Consider the following 16,544-nt stretch of genomic DNA (forward strand, 5'->3'; position numbering starts at 1 on the left):
ATGCGGTAGGACGAAAGGGGCGTCAGGTGGATTTCCTGCTGCACCACGGAATCACGGTGCTCGGTCAGTGGATCTCGATCGCGGAGCTCGCCGGGCAGGTGTTCGCGCTCGCCGTCGTGTTCCTCGCGCAGCGTCGCACCCTGTGGACGTGGCCCGTGCAGGTCGGGGCGACCGTGCTGCTATTTGCCGTCTACGCCTCCGCGCACCTGGGCGGGCTCGCCGCCCGCCAGGTCGCCATCCTCGCCATCTCCGTCTACGGCTGGTGGGCCTGGACCCGCCGCCAGGACCCGGTGTTCGGCGTCGTGGTCCGGCAGGGCCGGCTCGCCGAACGGCTGGCCATGCTCGGCGCCTTCGTCGTCGGCACCACCGTGATGGCTCTGGTCCTCGACGCGCTGAACGCGTCCTGGGCGCCCTGGCCGGACGCCGCCATCTTCGTCGGCACCCTCGTCGCCTTCGGGGCGCAGGGCGCGGGACTCGTCGAGTTCTGGCTGGTCTGGCTGGTCGTCGACGCGATCGGCGTGCCGCTGCAGATCTCCTCCGGCCTGTACTTCTCGGCCGCGATCTACATCGTGTTCGCCGGGCTCGTCGTCCACGGCTGGTGGAGCTGGAACCGCTCGGCCAAGCGCGTCGCCGGACGTCAGGTCATGGCAGCATCCAGCTGAGCACCGCCGTGCTCTGCCCGAGCACGATCAGGCACATCACCAGCAGCAGCCCCAGACTCCACGGCAGCACCTTCCGCAGCAGCTTGCCCTCTTCACCGGGCAGGTTGGCCGCCACGCAGGCGATGGTCAGGTTCTGCGGGGAGACCATCTTGCCGAGGACGCCGCCGGAGCTGTTGGCCGCGGCCAGCAGGTCGGCGGCGAGGCCCGTCTTGTTCGCCGCCGTCACCTGCAGCGCGCCGAAGAGCGCGTTCGCCGACGTGTCCGAGCCCGAGACGGCGACGCCGAACCAGCCCAGCACCGGCGACAGGAACGCCAGACCGGCGCCGGCGGCCGCGATGAACGTGCCGATCGTCGTCGTCTGGCCGGACAGGTTCATCACGTAGGCCAGCGCGAGCACGCCGGTGACGGTGAGGATCGCGAACCGCAGCTCCTTCACCGTGGCCAGCCACTCCTGGACCGTGCCGCGCGCCGAGACGGCCAGGATCGCGGCCGTGATGATCCCGGCCAGCAGCACGAGCGTGCCGCCGGTGTTGAGGAACGGCAGCGAGAACGTGTTGCCGGACACCGGTTTCCCGTTCGGCGCGGCGACGTTCAGGCCCGGCCAGTGGAACTTCCAGGTCGCCTTGTCCAGCAGCTTCTTGATCGGCGGCAGCACGGCGAGGGAGAAGATCACGATGATCAGCGCGTAGGGCAGGTACGCCTTGACGACGTCGTTGCGCGAGTCTTCCGGCGGCGCTTCTTCGGTCGCCGTCCCGCCGGTGCCGATGCTGACCCGGACGGCTTCGGGCACCGGGCGGCGGGTCTGGGGGAGCGCGACCAGCGCGGCGGCGCCGGCGAGCGCGGCCCCGATGTCGGCCAGCTGCGGCGCCACGTAGTTGGACGCGAGGAACTGGACGAGCCCGAACGCGATGCCGCAGACCAGCGCGGGCAGCCAGGTGTCCTTCAGGCCGCGCTTGCCGTCGACGATGATCACCAGCAGCAGCGGGACGACCAGCGCGAGCAGCGGCGTCTGGCGGCCGACGATCGAGGAGACCTGCTCCAGCGGCAGCCCGGTGACCTGGGCGAGCGTGACGACGGGCGTGCCCATCGCGCCGAACGCGACCGGCGCGGTGTTCGCGACGAGCGCGACGACGGCGGCCTTCACCGGGTGGAAGCCGACGGCGACCAGCATGACGGCGCTGATCGCGACCGGCGCCCCGAAGCCGGCGAGGGCTTCCATGAGCGCGCCGAAGCAGAAGGCGATGATGAGCGCCTGGATGCGCGGGTCGTCGGAGATCCGGCCGAACGAGCGGCGCAGGACGTCGAAGTGCCCGGTCCGCACGGTCAGCCGGTAGATCCACAGCGCGTTGACGACGATCCACATGATCGGCCACAGCCCGAAGGCGGCGCCGGAGAGCGCGCCTGAGACGGCCTGGACGACCGGCATGCCGTAGGCGGCGATCCCGACCACGAGCGCGACGAGCAGCCCGATGAGGGCGGCGTGGTGCGCGCGCATCCGGACGGCGCCGAGGAGCACGAGGACGGTGGCGAGCGGCAGTACGGCGACGAGCGCCGACAGGCCGAGCGAACCAAGGGGAGTGAGATCCTGCACGAACACGGGCGACCTCCGTTTTCCACGATGCGAAAACGGCCTTTCGGCGGGTGCCCGAGATCTTCGTCACAAACCGGTCGGTCCGTCAAGAACTTGAGACCGGTTGGCCCAATCGGTCAGCCGCTGACCGGCAGTACGGCGAGGACGGTCTCGGCGATGCCGCGCAGGTCGGTCTGCTCGCAGCCGCCCTTGCCGAGCGCTTCGATGCCGCGCATGGTCGCCAGGAGCAGGCCGGCCAGCCGGGCCGGGTCGTGGCCCTCGGCGAGGTCGCCCGCGCGCTGGGCGGCCGCGACGCAGGCCGTCAGCAGGCCGTTCAGCTCGCGGAACGCCCGGCGGGCGCGGTCGGCGACCTCGGGGTCGTGCTCGGCGCACTCGGCGGCGGCCTTCGCGATCAGGCAGCCCCGGTGGATGTCGTCCGCGGCGACGGCTTCGGCGTCGGCCAGGACGTAGTCGCGCAGCCGCTGGTAGGCCTCGCTGTCGGGGCCCTCGAGCTTGCGGCGCGCGCCTTCGACCGCGGTGACGCAGTGGTCGTCGAAGACGCGGACGAACAACGCGTGCTTGTCGCCGAAGGCGCCGTAGAGGCTGCCCTTGCCGAGCCCGGTCGCGGCGGCGATGTCGTCGATCTTCGTGCCCGCGTAGCCGGTCGACCAGAACCGGTCGCGTGCCGTGCGCAGGACCGCGCCTTCGTCGAAGCTCCGCGGTCTGGCCATGGCCCCAGGATAGGCATTCTTGACTGTCTCGTCCAGAACGGCGTAGGTTCTGGACGAGACAGTCAAGAATTCGGGAGGGCAACGTGAAGCTGGAGAACAAGACGGCGCTCGTGACCGGCGCCGGAACCGGCATCGGGCTGGGGATCGCCAAGCGGTTCGCGGCGGAAGGCGCGCACGTCTTCGTCACCGGGCGGCGCAAGGAGGTCCTCGACGACGCCGTCGCCGGGATCGGCGGCAGCGTGCAGGCGATCCGCGCCGATTCCTCGGACCTCGCCGACCTGGACGAGGTCTACCGCGCGATCGCCGAGCGCGGGCGGGGGCTGGACGTCGTGGTGGCCAACTCCGGCGGTGGCGAAGTGGCGCCGCTGGGCGAGATCACCGAGGAGCAGTTCGACGCGACCTTCGGGACGAACGTCAAGGGCGTGCTGTTCACCGTGCAGAAGGCGCTGCCGCTGCTCAACGAGCACGCGTCGATCATCCTCACCGGCTCGACGACGTCGACCCGGGTGGCGCCGGGCATGAGCGTCTACGCGGCGACGAAGGCCGCCGTGCGCAACTTCGCCCGCACCTGGGCCCTGGACCTCCAGGGACGCGGGGTGCGCGTGAACGTCCTGAGCCCCGGGCCGACGCTCACCCCGGGGCTGCTCGGCCTGGCCGAGCCCGGCGCGCAGCAGCAGCTGGTCGACGGGATGGCCGCGCAGGTCCCGCTGGGCCGGCTCGGCGACCCGGCGGAGATCGCGGCCGCCGCGCTGTTCCTGGCCACCGGCGAAGCGAGCTTCGTCAACGGCGTCGAGTTCTTCGTCGACGGTGGCCAGGCGCAGGTTTAAACGTTTCAGTCCCTCAGCGCAGCGTCGCGTGGCTGGGCGTCAGGTCCTTCAAGGTCCGGACGCCCAGCAGCTGCATCGTGCGGACAATCTCGGTGCGCAGGATGTCGACGCACCGCTGGACCCCGCGCTCGCCGCCGGCCATCAGGCCGTACAGGAACGCGCGGCCGATCAGCACCGCGTCCGCGCCGCGGGCGATCGCCGCAACGATGTCGCCGCCGGACAGGATGCCCGTGTCGATCCAGACCTCGGCGCCACCCTGGACCTCGTCCAGCACCGCCGGGAGCAGCTCCAGGGGCGTCGGGGCGCGGTCGAGCTGGCGGCCGCCGTGGTTCGAGATGAGGACCGCGTCCGCGCCGTGCTTCACGACGTCACGCGCGTCGTCGACGTTCTGCACGCCCTTGACCACGAGCTTCCCGGGCCACGTCTGGCGGACCCAGTCGAGGTCGTCGAAGTTCAGCGTCGGGTCGAAGAGCTTGTTGAGCAGTTCCGCGACGGTGCCGCCGAAGTGGTTGAGCGAGGCGAACTGCAGGGGCTCGGTGGTGAGCAGGTTGAACCACCACGCCGGGTGCGTCGCGCCGTCGAGGAACGTCTTGAGCGTCAGCGCCGGCGGGATCGTCAGGCCGTTGCGGACGTCGCGCAGGCGCGCGCCGCCGACCGGAGTGTCCACGGTCAGCATCAGCGTGTCGAAGCCGTTCTCCCACGCGCGATTCATCAGATCTTCACCGGCGCCGTGGTCGCGCCAGACGTAGAGCTGGAACCACTTGCGGGCGCCCGGCGCGGCCGCGGCCAGGTCTTCGATCGACGTCGTCGCCATCGTCGAGAGGCCCATCGGGATGCCGTTGCGCTCGGCGACGCGGGCGACCGCGCTTTCGCCCTCGTGCTGCATCATCCGCGTGAACCCGGTGGGGGCGAAGGCGAACGGCAGCGCCGAGGTCTTGCCGAGGATCTCGCGGGTGGTGTCCACATCGGACACCCCGCGCAGCACGTTCGGGTGGAACTCGACCCGGCGGTAGGCCTGCCGCGCGCGGAGCAGGCTGTCCTCGAGCTCGGCGGCGCCGTCGGTGTAGTCGAACGCCGCCCGCGGGGTGCGCTTGCGCGCGGCCATCCGCAGGTCGGCGATGGTGTGTGCGTTCGCCAGCCGCCGTTCGGTCGGGTTCAGCAGGATCGGCTTGGGTCGCAGGATCTGCTTCAGCTCATCCGGCTTCGGCAGGCGGCGCTTGGTCACCTTCATCAACTCCCTAAAACACAACGCGGAAAGAGGAGCCCGGCAGACATCGGATGTCTGCCGGGCTCCTTTCTAGCACCAGGTCACGCGTTCCCGGCGTCGGACGTCTGCGGCCCGGCGGCCGCGATGTCGTCGAGCCGGTACTTCGTGGCCGCTTCGAGGACCTTCGCCTGGTCGACCTCGCCGCGCTTGGCGAGGATCGACAGGGCGCCGACCGTGATCGACTCGGCGTCGACCAGGAACTTCCGCCGCGCGGCGGGCCGGGTGTCGGAGAAGCCGAACCCGTCCGTGCCGAGCGTCAGCATGTCGGTCGGGACGTACGGGCGGATCAGGTCCGGCACCGCGCGCATCCAGTCCGACACCGCCACGACCGGGCCGTTCGAGCCCTGCAGCTTCTCGGTGACGAACGGCACACGCGGCTCGCTGCCCGGGTAGAGCAGGTTGTCGTGGTCGATTTCGACGGCCTCGCGCCGCAGCTCGGTCCACGACGTCGCCGACCACACCGCGGCCCGCACGCCCCACTCCTCGGCCAGCAGCTTCTGCGCCTTGAGCGCGTCCGGCATCGTGACGCCCGAGACCAGGATCTGCACCTCGGGACCGTCGCCCGCGGGGGCGTCGGCGTACTTGTACAGACCCTTCAGCAGGCCGTCGACGTCGAGGTTCTCCGGCTCGGCGGGCTGCTGGTACGGCTCGTTGTAGATCGTCATGTAGTAGAAGACGTTCTCGCCGTTGCCGTCCGGGCCGGTCTCGCCGTACATCCGGCGCAGGCCGTCCTTCACGATGTGCGCGATCTCGAACGACCACGCCGGGTCGTAGGCCACCGCGGCCGGGTTGGTCGCCGCCAGCAGCAGCGAGTGCCCGTCGGCGTGCTGCAGGCCCTCACCGGTCAGCGTGGTGCGGCCGGCGGTGGCGCCGAGGACGAACCCGCGGGCCATCTGGTCGGCGGCCGCGTAGAGGCCGTCACCGGTCCGCTGGAACCCGAACATCGAGTAGAAGATGTAGATCGGGATCATCGGCTCGCCGTGCGTCGCGTACGACGTGCCGACGGCGGTGAACGACGCGGTCGAGCCCGCCTCGTTGATGCCCTCGTGCAGCAGCTGGCCCTTCTCGGACTCCTTGTAGGCCAGCATCAGGCTCGCGTCGACCGACGTGTACGTCTGGCCGTGCGGGTTGTAGATCTTGGCCGTCGGGAACATCGAGTCGAGGCCGAAGGTGCGGGCCTCGTCCGGGATGATCGGGACGACGCGCTTGCCGATCTCGGAGTCCTTCGCGAGCTCGCGGACCAGCCGGACGAACGCCATCGTCGTGGCGACCTCCTGCTTGCCGGAGCCCTTCCGGATGCCCTCGTAGACCTTGTCGCCGGGCAGCACGAGCGCCTTGGCGGCCTTGGGACGGCGTTCCGGCAGGAAGCCGCCGAGCGCCTTGCGGCGGCCGATCATGTACTCGATTTCGGCCGAGTTCGCGCCCGGGTGGTAGTACGGCGGCAGCTTCGGGTCGCGCTCGAGCTCCTCGTCGCTGATCGGGATCCGCTGCGAGTCGCGGAACAGCTTGAGGTCGTCGAGGGTGAGCTTCTTCATCTGGTGCGTGGCGTTGCGGCCCTCGAACGCCGGGCCCAGGCCGTAGCCCTTGATGGTGTGGGCCAGGATCACCGTCGGCTGGCCGTGGTGCTCCAGCGCCGACTTGTAGGCCGCGTACACCTTGCGGTAGTCGTGGCCGCCGCGCTTGAGGTTCCAGATGTCGGCGTCGGAGAGGTCCTTGACCAGGTCCTTCGTCCGCGGGTCGCGGCCGAAGAAGTGCTCGCGGACGAAGGCGCCGTCGTTGGCCTTGTACGTCTGGTAGTCGCCGTCCGGCGTCACGTTCATCAGGTTGACCAGCGCGCCGTCGCGGTCGGCGTGCAGCAGCGAGTCCCACTCGCGGCCCCAGATGACCTTGATGACGTTCCAGCCGGCACCGCGGAAGTACGACTCCAGCTCCTGGATGATCTTGCCGTTGCCGCGCACCGGCCCGTCGAGCCGCTGCAGGTTGCAGTTGATCACGAAGGTCAGGTTGTCGAGTCCCTCGCCGGCCGCGACGTGCACCAGGCCGCGGGACTCGGCCTCGTCCATCTCGCCGTCGCCGAGGAACGCCCAGACGTGCTGGTCGTCGGTGTTCTTGATGCCGCGGTCGCGCAGGTAGCGGTTGAACCGCGCCTGGTAGATGGCGTTCATCGGGCCGAGGCCCATGGACACCGTCGGGTTCTCCCAGAACTCCGGCATCAGCCGCGGGTGCGGGTACGACGGCAGGCCGCCGCCCTCACCCGCGTGGCTGAACTCCTGGCGGAAGCCGTCGAGCTGCGACTCGCTCAGCCGGCCCTCGAGGAACGCGCGGGCGTAGATGCCGGGGGAGGCGTGGCCCTGGATGTAGATCTGGTCGCCGCCGCCGGAGTGGTCCTTGCCGCGGAAGAAGTGGTTGAAGCCCACTTCGTAGAGCGCGGCGGAGGAGGCGTAGGTCGAGATGTGGCCGCCGACACCGACGCCGGGGCGCTGCGCGCGGTGCACCATGATCGCCGCGTTCCACCGGATCCACGCGCGGTAGCGGCGCTCGATGTCCTCGTCACCGGGGAACCAGGGTTCGTTCTCGGTGGGGATGGTGTTGACGTAGTCCGTCGAGGTCAGCGCCGGGACACCGACGTTCCGCTCCCGGGCGCGCTCGAGGATGCGCAGCATCAGGTACCTGGCTCGCTGCTGCCCGCCCCTCGCGAGGGCCTCGTCGAAGGAGTCCAGCCACTCGGCGGTCTCCTCCGGGTCGATGTCGGGCAGGTGCGCGGCCAGTCCGTCACGGATGACGCGTACGCGTGCCGGGGTCTCCTTGCCGGAGGCGCCGTCGTTCTGCGGGGCCAAGGGGTCTCCTTGCGAAAAGTTGTAGCCGGTGGTGCTCGTGCTCGGGGGTGTACGACTCTCCATCGTCGTCTTCCGTCCCGGCTTCCGCACCGCTACTTGGCGGTAACATGGGCCGACCCGGTCGGGCCACTCCCCGCGCGCGGTGTATCGCGCGCGCGTTTTCTTCTCCCCCACCCTAGGGGACGGCACCCGATGGGGTGGCAGACCGGTCGCGCGAGGCACCCGAAACGCCGTCGCGCAAGGCCGGTCGCGGGCCGTATCCTGCGACACGAGTTGTCAAAGATCCGGTGTGGACGGTTGCGCGCGGAGCCTCACCAGTGTTCGCTATCGGCAACCGGGTCGCCGAGTGTGGCGCCGCCGTACCCTCCCAAGGGGTGCCGGACGCCACACTCCGTCGTAGTTGGAGGAGTGAAAGCAGTGGTCGCCGCGGGAGACGCTGATCAGAGCAGCGTCGCCGAGAGGCTCGGCATCAAGCCCGAGATGGTGGTCCAGGAGATCGGCTGGGACGAGGACGTCGACGACGACCTCCGCGCGGCGATCGAGGAGCAGATCGGCGGGGAAATCCTCGACGAGGAAGCCGACGAGGTCATCGACGTGGTGCTGCTGTGGTGGCGCGAAGACGACGGCGACCTGGGCGACGCGCTCATCGACGCCAGGGGCCCCCTGGAGGAGACCGGCGTCATCTGGGTGCTGACCCCCAAGACGGGGCAGCCCGGACACGTCGAACCGAGTGAGATCGCCGAAGCCGTGCCCGCCGTCGGACTGGCCCAGACCGCCAACATGAGCGTCGGCGCGAACTGGATCGGGACGCGCCTGGTCTCCCCGAAGTCGAAGTCCAAGCAGCGCTGAACAGGTCCCGCCCGGCTGACACGATAGGGTTGTCGTCGCAGGCACGTGTCCGTACGGGAGAGGAAACGCGGTATGACCGTCGAGGTCGGTTCTGAGGCCCCTGACTTCACGCTCAACGACTACAACAAGCAGCCCGTGCAGCTGTCGTCCTTCCGGGGCGACAAGCCGGTCCTGCTGGTCTTCTACCCGTTCGCGTTCAGCGGCATCTGCACCGGCGAGCTGTGCCAGCTCCGCGACGAGTTCGCGGACTACGACAACAAGGGCGTCCAGGTGCTGGGCGTCTCGGTCGACACGCCGTTTTCGCTGAAGGCGTGGGCCGAGAAGGAGGGCTACCAGTTCCCGCTGCTGTCCGACTTCTGGCCGCACGGCGAGGTGGCCCAGGCTTACGGTGTCTTCAACTCCGACGCCGGCTTGGCCGTCCGCGGGACGTTCCTGATCGACACGTCCGGCGTGGTGCGGTTCGCCGAGGTCAACGCACCGGGCGAGGCGCGTGACCAGCAGGGCTGGAAGAAGGCCGTGGCCGAACTGGGTTGATTTTCCCTGGGCAGCGGTCCTGGTGGGGCCGCTGCCCGCGGGCGCATAGCTCAGCGGAAGAGCACTCGGTTTACACCCGAGCGGTCGCAGGTTCGAACCCTGCTGCGCCCACCTGATCAGGCCCCGCGAGATCGTCGTCGCGAGTGGCCGCGGCTGGTCCGATCGAGTGGGCTTCGGCCTCGACGTCAACCGCTCTCCGGTTCAAGCGTGAGCCATCCGCCGGACGTGGCACGGGCACTTCGTCGGCAGGTGCCCTCGCGCGAGAACGAGAGCGAGAGACGCATGCGATCGATGAGGTTCACGAGCCGCGGCGGGGTCGTCACCGCGGTGCTGATGGCGCTGCTCACGCTGGGTCTGACGGCGCCGGCGGCCTCCGCGGCGGTGCGGAGCTGGTTGCCGGATCCCTTCCCGATCCCCGGCAACTGGCACTGCGCGGACAAGTCGCGCAAGGTCTACTCGTGCCTGATCAACTCGAACGACGGCATCGAGCAGGTCTACAAGGCGGTGCTGGTCGTCACCAACGACACCCCTGTCGGCTACCAGATGAGCGCGCCCGTGGTCAACATCTGGAGCACGCCCAGCCCGGCGCAGCAGATCCAGGGCGACGCCTGCTACGCCAGCGCGCTGTCCGCCGGCTACACGGCGGCCTGCTACGGCACCGCGGTGAAGCGGTCGACCGTCTGCGCGACACGCCCGAACGCGGCCACCATCACCGCCAACGTCGCCGTTTCCTTCGCTGGGGTCCGGACCACGGTCGTGAGCCCGGCGTTGGCGGTGAACTGCTGACCCCGGCGGCTTCCACCCCGATCGGGGCCTGGCCGAACCGACGGAGCAGCGGGGCCGGCCGCTGCTCCGGCGAGGACAGCGGCGCGCGGCGTGACGGCCTCGCAGTCCGGGCAGGCCGCTGAGCAACGACGAGCGGAGCGAATCCCCCCGATGTCCGGGGCGGCGTCGGTCCCGCTTCAGCCGGCCATCGCCGGTTCCGGTGACGGCGTCTCCGTGCGGCTCATCGACCGGACCAGCACCGCCAACCCCGCGAACAGCACCGCCGCGATCACGCCCGTCACGTTCAGCGCCGTGGTGAACGCGTCCTTCGCCTGGGACGCCAGTTCCGGATGGGTGACATCCGCTGCGAGAGTCGAACCGCCGGGGAAAGCGGCGTGGTACGCCGCCGTCGCCGTCAAGCCGATCAACGCCAAGCCCAGCGAACCGCCCAGGTAGTTGCCCGTGTCCGCCATTGAGGCCGCCGAACCCGCTCGCTCCGGCGGGACCGCGCTCATCACCAGGCCGATGCCCAGCGCGAACAGCGGGCCCGTGCCCAGCGTCAGCACCGCGATGCCCACCATCACCAGCCCGGCGCCGTCTGCCAACGCCAGCAAAACCCCTCCCGCCGCCGAGACCACCAAGCCGCCCGCGATCGCTGGTGCCGGGGCCATCCGGCGGGTCAGCGACGGTGCCGTCATCGTGCCCACCGCCACGCCGAGGCCCATCGGGGCGAACAGCACCGCCGACACCAGCGGCGAGTAGCCCAAGACGCTTTGCAGGTACTGCGTCACGAGCAACCCGACCCCGGCCATCGCCACGCCGGCGAACACCAGCGCGACCAGCACCGCCGTGAACGGCCGGTTGCGGAACAGCCGCAGGTCCAGCAGCGGCGTCGACGCCCTGAGCTGCCGACGCGCGAAGACCAGGCCCAACGCGGCCCCGGCGACGATCGCGCCCAGCGGGAGCGCCACCGAGCCGGCCGCCAGCTGCTTCAGGCCGAACACCATCAGCAGCACCGCGGCGAGCGACAGCCCCACCCCGGCGAAGTCGAGCCGTCCGGACGCCGGCGCGCGGAACTCCGGCAGCAGGATCGGGCCGGCGACGAGCAGGACGGCGATCGCCGGGACCGCGACCAGGAACACCGACCCCCACGCGAAGTGCTGGAGCAGGAAACCGGCGAACACCGGACCCGCCGCTCCGCCGGCGAACTGGCACGTCGCCCAGATCGAGATGGCCTTCCCGCGCTGGCGTCCGTCGCGGAACATGTTGGTGATCAGGGCGAGCGTCGACGGCATCAGCGTCGCGCCCGCGACGCCGAGCGCGCCGCGGACCACGATGAGCATCGCCGCGCTCGTCGAGAAGGCGGCGACGAGCGAGAGCACGCCGAACGCCCCGCCGCCGACGAGCAGCAGCCGTCGCCGCCCGATGCGGTCGCCGAGGGTGCCCATGGTGATGACGAACCCGGCGACGACGAAGCCGTAGCTGTCGGTGATCCACAGCTGCTCGGTGGCGCTCGCCCCGAGGCCGGCGCTCAGCTGCGGCAGGGCGAGGAACAACGAGGTCATGTCCATCGCGACGAGCAGGGTGGGCAGCACGAGCACCGCCAGTCCCAGCCACTCCCGCCGTCCGGCCGGCTTGTCCATTTCGACTCCTTCTCGGTGGTCGGTCACCGAGGGGGTCGGAGCCGCGGGGGAGGACCGGACACCGGTCTCCGAAGTTTTTTCGCTTGCCGCCACAACTAGCGTCGAAGGCGTGAAGATCATCGTGCTGGGCGCCACCGGGCTCGTCGGACAGGCGGTCGTCGACGCTCTCGAACCGCGCCACGACCTCGTCCGCGCCGCGCGGACCTCGCCGGTGAAAGCCGACCTGACCGATCCCGCGTCCCTCGACGCCCTCTTCGACGGGGGTGCCGACGCCGTTGTCTGCTGCGCCGCCAACGTGCCGCTGCGGCCCCTGGCCGGCCTGACCGACGCGCAGATCCTCGACGACCTCCGCGGCAAGCTCCTCGGCCAGGTCGCCCTCGCGCATCGAGCGGCGGACCGGCTCGCCGACGGCGGTTCGATCACCCTCACCGGCGGTACCTTCGACGAACCCCTCCCCGGCAGCGGCCTCGGCGCGCTCGTCAACGCCGGGCTCGAGGGGTTCGTCCGGTCGGCCGCCGCCGAGCTGCCGCGCGGGCTGCGGATCAACGTCGTCAGCCCCGGCTGGATCCGGGAAACCCTGCGATCCATGGGACGGGACGGCGGGACGCCGGTGGCCGTCGTCGCCGACGCCTACCTAGCCCTGGTCGAAGGCGACGCCAACGGCACCACCGTCAGACCGCGGTAGCGTGCCATTCGTGCGCCGCGAAGGCTTCGTCCAGTGGTGCGTCCGTCAGGCGGTTCGCGAACGTCGACAGCGTGTACGTCCCGATGCCCAGCACGACTTCCAGGGCGTTCCGGGTCGTGTACCCGGCCTCGGTGAACGCCGCCAGCTCCGACGACGGGACGTCGCCGGTCGTGTCCATGACCGTCGACACGAACCGCCGCAACGCCTCCAGCCGCGGCGAAGGCAAGGCCGACTCCGCCCGCAACGCCGCCACCAGCTCCGGCGCAGCGGACATGCCCGTCAGGGACGCCGTGTGCATCGCCACGCACAGGTGACACCCGTTGCGGGCCGCCACCGTCATGATCAGCACTTCGCGGTCCAGCGCCGGCAGCGTCGACGACTCGAAGATCGCGTTGAGCTTGAGGAAGCCGTTCAGCAGCTCCGGCGACGTCGCCAGGCGCGCGACGGCGGACGGGACGCGGCCGAACTTCTTCGCGGTGGCCGCCATCGCCGGGCGGGCGGCCGGGGGTGCAGACTCCGGGGTGTGATCGGGGAACAAGACGTCTCCAAAGGTAGGATCGACAACGTGGTTGTCGAAACCGTAAACCTGGTTGTCGAAAAGGGCAAGGGGCGATGACCGACACGCCCGGCTACGAGCTGCCCTTCCTGCTCTTCGGCGGCTTCCGCACGCTCATCGACCGCCTCCACGCCGAACTCGCGCGGCGCGGGCACCCGGACGTGCGGCCGTCGTACGGCTTCGCCATGCAGGCCATCGGCGTCCAGGGCGCGACGGCGTCGGAGATCGGCCGCCGCCTCGGCGTCTCGAAGCAGGCGGCGGGCAAGACGGTCGAGCGGCTCGAGGCGCTCGGGTATGCCGAGCGCGCCGACGACCCGGACGACGCGCGCCGCAAGATCGTGCGGCTCACCGCCCACGGCGTCGACGCGCTCGGCAAGTCCGCGGAGATCTTCGACGACCTGCGCAGGGACTGGGCCCGCACGGTCGGTGCCGACCGGATCAGCGCGCTCGAGACCGACCTGCGCAAGGTCGTCGGCCCCGCCGCGTACCGGCTCGACGCGGCGGGCTGGTTCTCGAGCTAGAAACCGCAGCCCGGGTCCGGCGCGTCCTCCGACAGGGGGCTGCCCGCGGGGAGCACGTACAGGACTTCGAGCACCAGCGGCGTCGACCCGAGGTTGCGGCCGATGTGCACCTGGTCGGGCTTTTCGGTGAACGCGTGCCCGGTGCCGAAGATGCCGTCGATGCTGCAGTCGGCCAGGTTGTGCGTCAGCGTCCCGGATTTCACGTACGCGTAGAGCGTGCCGTCGTGGAAGTGCCAGCCGGTGTAGCCGCCGGGCTGGACGGTGATTTCCCGCAGCGTGTAGTCGGTGTGGCCGATGGTCTTCTGGGCCAGGATCGTGCCGGTGACGCCGCTGCCGGGTGTTGCGGACGCGGTCCCGGGCAGCAGGGCGACGGCGAGCGCGGCAGCGGCGATGATCGTGCAGGTCTTGCGCATCGGGCGGGTCTCCTCACGATGAGCGCAGGGTGCGCCGCACCATCTTGCCCGATTCGGTGCGCGGCAGGCGATCGGTGAAGTCGAACCGCTTCGGCGTCTTGAACCCGGCCAGCGCGGCACGGCAGTGCTCGTCGAGCCGCGCGGCCAGGTCGCCGGAGACGCCCGGCACCGGCTGGACGACGGCGACGACCCGCTGTCCCCACTCGTCGTCCGGCTCGCCGATCACCGCGGCGTCGGCGACGTCCGGGTGCGAGAGCAGCCGCGCCTCGATCTCGGCCGGGTAGATGTTGACGCCGCCGGAGAGGATCAGGTCGGTCCGGCGGTCGAGCAGGAAGACGCGGCCTTCGGCGTCGCGGTAACCGAAGTCGCCGACGGTGATGAACTCCCCGGACCGGGCGGCCGCGGTCTTCTCCGGGTCGCCGAGGTAGTCGATCGCCGTGTGGGCGGAGCTGAACCAGATCGTGCCCGGTTCGCCGTCCGGCACCTCGGCGCCGTCGTCGTCGAGGACCTTCAGCCGCACGCCGGTCAACGGCCGGCCCACGGTGCCCGGCGCCGCCAGCCACTCCGGCGCCGTGACCCCGCAGATCAGCCCTTCCGAAGCGCCGTAGTACTCGTGCACCACCGGGCCGAGCCAGGCGATCATCCGCTCCTTGACCTCGGGCGGGCACGGCGCCGCGCCGTGGATGACGCTGGTCAGGCTCGACGTGTCGTACCGCGCGCGGACGTCGTCGGGCAGCCGCAGCATGCGGTGGAACATGGTCGGCACGAGGTGGGTGTCCGTGACGCGGTGCTCCTCGACGAGCCGCAACGTCTCTTCGGCGTCGAAGCGGTCCATCAGCACCGCGCTGTGCCCCAGGTGCATCGCGTTGACGGCGAACGAGCCGGGCGCCGCGTGGTAGAGCGGGCACGCCACCAGGTGCACCCCCGGCCCCGGGAGAACGCCGAACGATGCCAGCAGGTCGCGGTGGATCGGGTGCAGCGACGGCGGGTTCCCGCTCAGCGCGCGCCGGACGCCCTTGGGCCGGCCGGTCGTCCCCGACGTGTAGAGCATCGTCTGGCCCGCGGTCCGGGGCTGCGGCGGCGCCGACGGCTCGTCCTCGCCCCAGGACGCGTAGTCGCCCCAGCCCTCGACCCGGCCGACCGAGAACCGGGGCACGCCGGGGTCGCACGTCCGCGCGATGGCCGCGTCGGCGACGACGACGCGGGCGCCGCTGTTCCCCACCAAGTAAGCGATTTCGTCCGGCGAGGACCGGTAGTTGACCGGCGTGAAGTACATCCCCGCCTGCAGCGTGGCGAACAGCAGCTCGAAGTACGGGAGTCCGTTGTGGACGATCGCGACGACGCCGTCGCCGGGGCCGAGCCCCAGCCGGTGCAGCGCGTGCGTCAGCCGGTTCGCCCGCGCGGCCAGCTCGCCGAAGGTCGCCGCCGTCCCGTCCGGCGCGAGCACCGCGAGGCGGTCCGGGTGCTGTTCGGCGACGTCGAAGAAGGTGCTCACGAGCGCACGTTACCGGGTAGCGTGCGACGCATGGACGCGGAGCTTTTCGGGCAGGTTCTCGGCGCGGTGCGGGACTTCGTGCGCAAGGAGGTCGTGCCGCGCGAGGCGGAGATCGACGAGCGTGACGAGATCCCCGGCGAGATCCGGGACAAGGCCGCCGAGCTGGGGCTGTTCGGCTGGGCGCTGCCGGAGGAGTACGGCGGGCTCGGCCTCGGCATGGCCGAAGACGTCCGGCTCGCCGTCGAGCTCGGCCACACGACTCCCGCGTTCCGGTCGCTGTTCGGCACCAACAACGGCATCGCCGGCCAGGCGATCGTGCACTACGGGACGCCGGAGCAGCGCACCCGCTGGCTGCCCCGGCTGGCGGCCGGGCAGGCGATCGCCTCCTTCGCGCTCACCGAGGCCGAGGCCGGCTCCGACCCGGGCGGGCTCACCAGCCGCGCGGTCCGTGACGGCGACCGCTACCGCCTGTCGGGCACCAAGCGGTTCATCACGAACGCGCCGCTGGCCGAGGTCTTCGTCGTGTTCGCGCGCACGGACGTCGACAGCACCGGCAGCCGCGGGATTTCGGCGTTCCTGGTGCCCGCGGGCGCGGACGGCGTGACGGTCGGCCCGCACGACGCCAAGATGGGCCAGGCCGGCGCGTGGACGTCCGAGGTGGTCTTCGACGACGTCGAGCTGCCGGCCGACGCGCTGGTCGGCGAGGAGGGCAAGGGCTTCGGCATCGCGATGGCCTCGCTCGCCCGCGGCCGGCTGCACATCGCGGCGCTGTGCGTCGGCATGGCGGAACGCGCCCTCGCCGAAGCCGTCGAGTACGCGCGGACGGCGCGCCAAGGCGGCCGGGTGATCGGCGAGTACCAGCTCGTCCAGGCGCTGCTCGCGGAGTCGCACGCGGAGCTCGCGGCCGGGCGCGCGATGGTCCACGAAGCCGCCGCGAAGTACGACTCGGGCGAGGACCGCAAGCTCGGGCCGTCGTCGGCGAAGCTGTTCTGCACCGAGATGCTCGGCCGGGTCGCCGACCGCGCGGTGCAGGTGCACGGCGGGATGGGGTACGTGCGCGGCGTCACGGTCGAGCGGATTTACCGCGACGCCCGGCTGTTCCGCATCTACGAAGGCACCAGCGAAATCCAGAAGCTCGTGATCGCGCGGCAGCTGCTCAAGGACTGAACTTGCGCTGGAGTCCACTCCA

At 70.9% G+C, this 16,544-nt stretch carries 16 protein-coding genes and 1 tRNA gene; 9 read left to right on the plus strand and 8 right to left on the minus strand.

Going from position 1 to position 16,544, the window contains the following annotated elements; all coding sequences use genetic code 11:
- Positions 1 to 26: 26 nt before the first annotated feature.
- Positions 27 to 662 carry a nicotinamide riboside transporter PnuC gene (locus ACIQWX_RS50020; RefSeq protein ID WP_400887236.1) on the plus strand — a complete coding sequence of 212 codons (636 nt, stop codon included), beginning with the start codon at positions 27 to 29 and terminating at the stop codon, positions 660 to 662.
- On the opposite strand, the gene ACIQWX_RS50025 is transcribed toward ACIQWX_RS50020, so the two are convergent.
- Entirely contained in the window at positions 643 to 2,259 is a 1,617-nt protein-coding gene (locus tag ACIQWX_RS50025) for an L-lactate permease (RefSeq protein ID WP_400887238.1), read from the minus strand. The two genes, ACIQWX_RS50020 and ACIQWX_RS50025, sit on opposite strands and share 20 nt — an antisense overlap.
- A gap of 110 nt (positions 2,260 to 2,369) precedes the next feature.
- Entirely contained in the window at positions 2,370 to 2,963 is a 594-nt protein-coding gene (locus ACIQWX_RS50030; protein ID WP_400887241.1) for a TetR/AcrR family transcriptional regulator, read from the minus strand.
- An 83-nt stretch (positions 2,964 to 3,046) separates the two neighbouring features.
- On the opposite strand from ACIQWX_RS50030, the gene ACIQWX_RS50035 reads away from it, so the two are divergent.
- The gene (locus ACIQWX_RS50035; RefSeq protein WP_400887244.1) at positions 3,047 to 3,790 is read left to right on the plus strand and encodes an SDR family oxidoreductase; all 744 of its coding nucleotides are present in this window, start codon (positions 3,047 to 3,049) and stop codon (positions 3,788 to 3,790) included.
- A 13-nt stretch (positions 3,791 to 3,803) separates the two neighbouring features.
- Here ACIQWX_RS50035 and ACIQWX_RS50040 read toward each other — a convergent pair whose 3' ends face one another.
- Together ACIQWX_RS50040 and aceE are read right to left on the minus strand one after the other, a co-directional pair.
- Entirely contained in the window at positions 3,804 to 5,015 is a 1,212-nt protein-coding gene (locus ACIQWX_RS50040) for an alpha-hydroxy-acid oxidizing protein (protein WP_400887247.1), read from the minus strand.
- 83 nt (positions 5,016 to 5,098) lie between these two features.
- The gene (gene aceE, locus ACIQWX_RS50045; RefSeq protein WP_400887250.1) at positions 5,099 to 7,894 is read right to left on the minus strand and encodes a pyruvate dehydrogenase (acetyl-transferring), homodimeric type; all 2,796 of its coding nucleotides are present in this window, start codon (positions 7,892 to 7,894) and stop codon (positions 5,099 to 5,101) included.
- A 417-nt stretch (positions 7,895 to 8,311) separates the two neighbouring features.
- On the opposite strand from aceE, the gene ACIQWX_RS50050 reads away from it, so the two are divergent.
- The 4 genes from ACIQWX_RS50050 to ACIQWX_RS50065 all read left to right on the plus strand — a co-directional run bounded on the left by ACIQWX_RS50050 (position 8,312) and on the right by ACIQWX_RS50065 (position 10,063).
- Positions 8,312 to 8,743, plus strand: coding sequence for a DUF3052 domain-containing protein (locus ACIQWX_RS50050; RefSeq protein WP_400887252.1), 432 nt, complete (start codon positions 8,312 to 8,314; stop codon positions 8,741 to 8,743).
- Positions 8,744 to 8,815: 72 nt separating this feature from the next.
- Complete coding sequence (locus ACIQWX_RS50055) at positions 8,816 to 9,277, plus strand: peroxiredoxin (protein ID WP_400887255.1); 462 nt, start codon at positions 8,816 to 8,818, stop codon at positions 9,275 to 9,277.
- Positions 9,278 to 9,316: 39 nt separating this feature from the next.
- Positions 9,317 to 9,388, plus strand: a tRNA-Val gene (locus tag ACIQWX_RS50060).
- A gap of 171 nt (positions 9,389 to 9,559) precedes the next feature.
- A complete protein-coding gene (locus tag ACIQWX_RS50065) occupies positions 9,560 to 10,063 on the plus strand; it encodes a hypothetical protein (RefSeq protein WP_400887257.1) in 504 nt (167 codons plus the stop codon).
- Between the two features lie 176 nt (positions 10,064 to 10,239).
- On the opposite strand, the gene ACIQWX_RS50070 is transcribed toward ACIQWX_RS50065, so the two are convergent.
- Positions 10,240 to 11,685 (minus strand): MFS transporter, encoded by a 1,446-nt coding sequence (locus ACIQWX_RS50070; RefSeq protein WP_400887260.1) that lies wholly within the window; start codon positions 11,683 to 11,685, stop codon positions 10,240 to 10,242.
- A 109-nt stretch (positions 11,686 to 11,794) separates the two neighbouring features.
- Here ACIQWX_RS50070 and ACIQWX_RS50075 point away from each other — a divergent pair, with 109 nt between their 5' ends.
- Positions 11,795 to 12,370, plus strand: a complete 576-nt coding sequence (locus ACIQWX_RS50075) for a short chain dehydrogenase (protein ID WP_400887263.1) — start codon at positions 11,795 to 11,797, stop codon at positions 12,368 to 12,370.
- Here ACIQWX_RS50075 and ACIQWX_RS50080 read toward each other — a convergent pair.
- A complete protein-coding gene (locus tag ACIQWX_RS50080; protein WP_400887316.1) occupies positions 12,357 to 12,857 on the minus strand; it encodes a carboxymuconolactone decarboxylase family protein in 501 nt (166 codons plus the stop codon). The genes ACIQWX_RS50075 and ACIQWX_RS50080 overlap by 14 nt on opposite strands.
- Before the next feature lie 125 nt (positions 12,858 to 12,982).
- On the opposite strand from ACIQWX_RS50080, the gene ACIQWX_RS50085 reads away from it, so the two are divergent.
- The gene (locus tag ACIQWX_RS50085; protein WP_400887265.1) at positions 12,983 to 13,447 is read left to right on the plus strand and encodes a MarR family winged helix-turn-helix transcriptional regulator; all 465 of its coding nucleotides are present in this window, start codon (positions 12,983 to 12,985) and stop codon (positions 13,445 to 13,447) included.
- On the opposite strand, the gene ACIQWX_RS50090 is transcribed toward ACIQWX_RS50085, so the two are convergent.
- On the minus strand, positions 13,444 to 13,860 hold the full coding sequence (locus ACIQWX_RS50090) for a cupin domain-containing protein (RefSeq protein WP_400887267.1): 417 nt from the start codon (positions 13,858 to 13,860) through the stop codon (positions 13,444 to 13,446). The genes ACIQWX_RS50085 and ACIQWX_RS50090 overlap by 4 nt on opposite strands.
- A gap of 13 nt (positions 13,861 to 13,873) precedes the next feature.
- Positions 13,874 to 15,355, minus strand: coding sequence for an AMP-binding protein (locus tag ACIQWX_RS50095; protein ID WP_400887269.1), 1,482 nt, complete (start codon positions 15,353 to 15,355; stop codon positions 13,874 to 13,876).
- A 30-nt stretch (positions 15,356 to 15,385) separates the two neighbouring features.
- Between ACIQWX_RS50095 and ACIQWX_RS50100 the strand changes: the two genes are divergently transcribed.
- Positions 15,386 to 16,522, plus strand: coding sequence for an acyl-CoA dehydrogenase family protein (locus tag ACIQWX_RS50100; protein WP_400887272.1), 1,137 nt, complete (start codon positions 15,386 to 15,388; stop codon positions 16,520 to 16,522).
- Positions 16,523 to 16,544 lie beyond the last annotated feature (22 nt).

The organism is Amycolatopsis sp. NPDC098790, assembly GCF_044759945.1.
Classification (GTDB): domain Bacteria; phylum Actinomycetota; class Actinomycetes; order Mycobacteriales; family Pseudonocardiaceae; genus Amycolatopsis.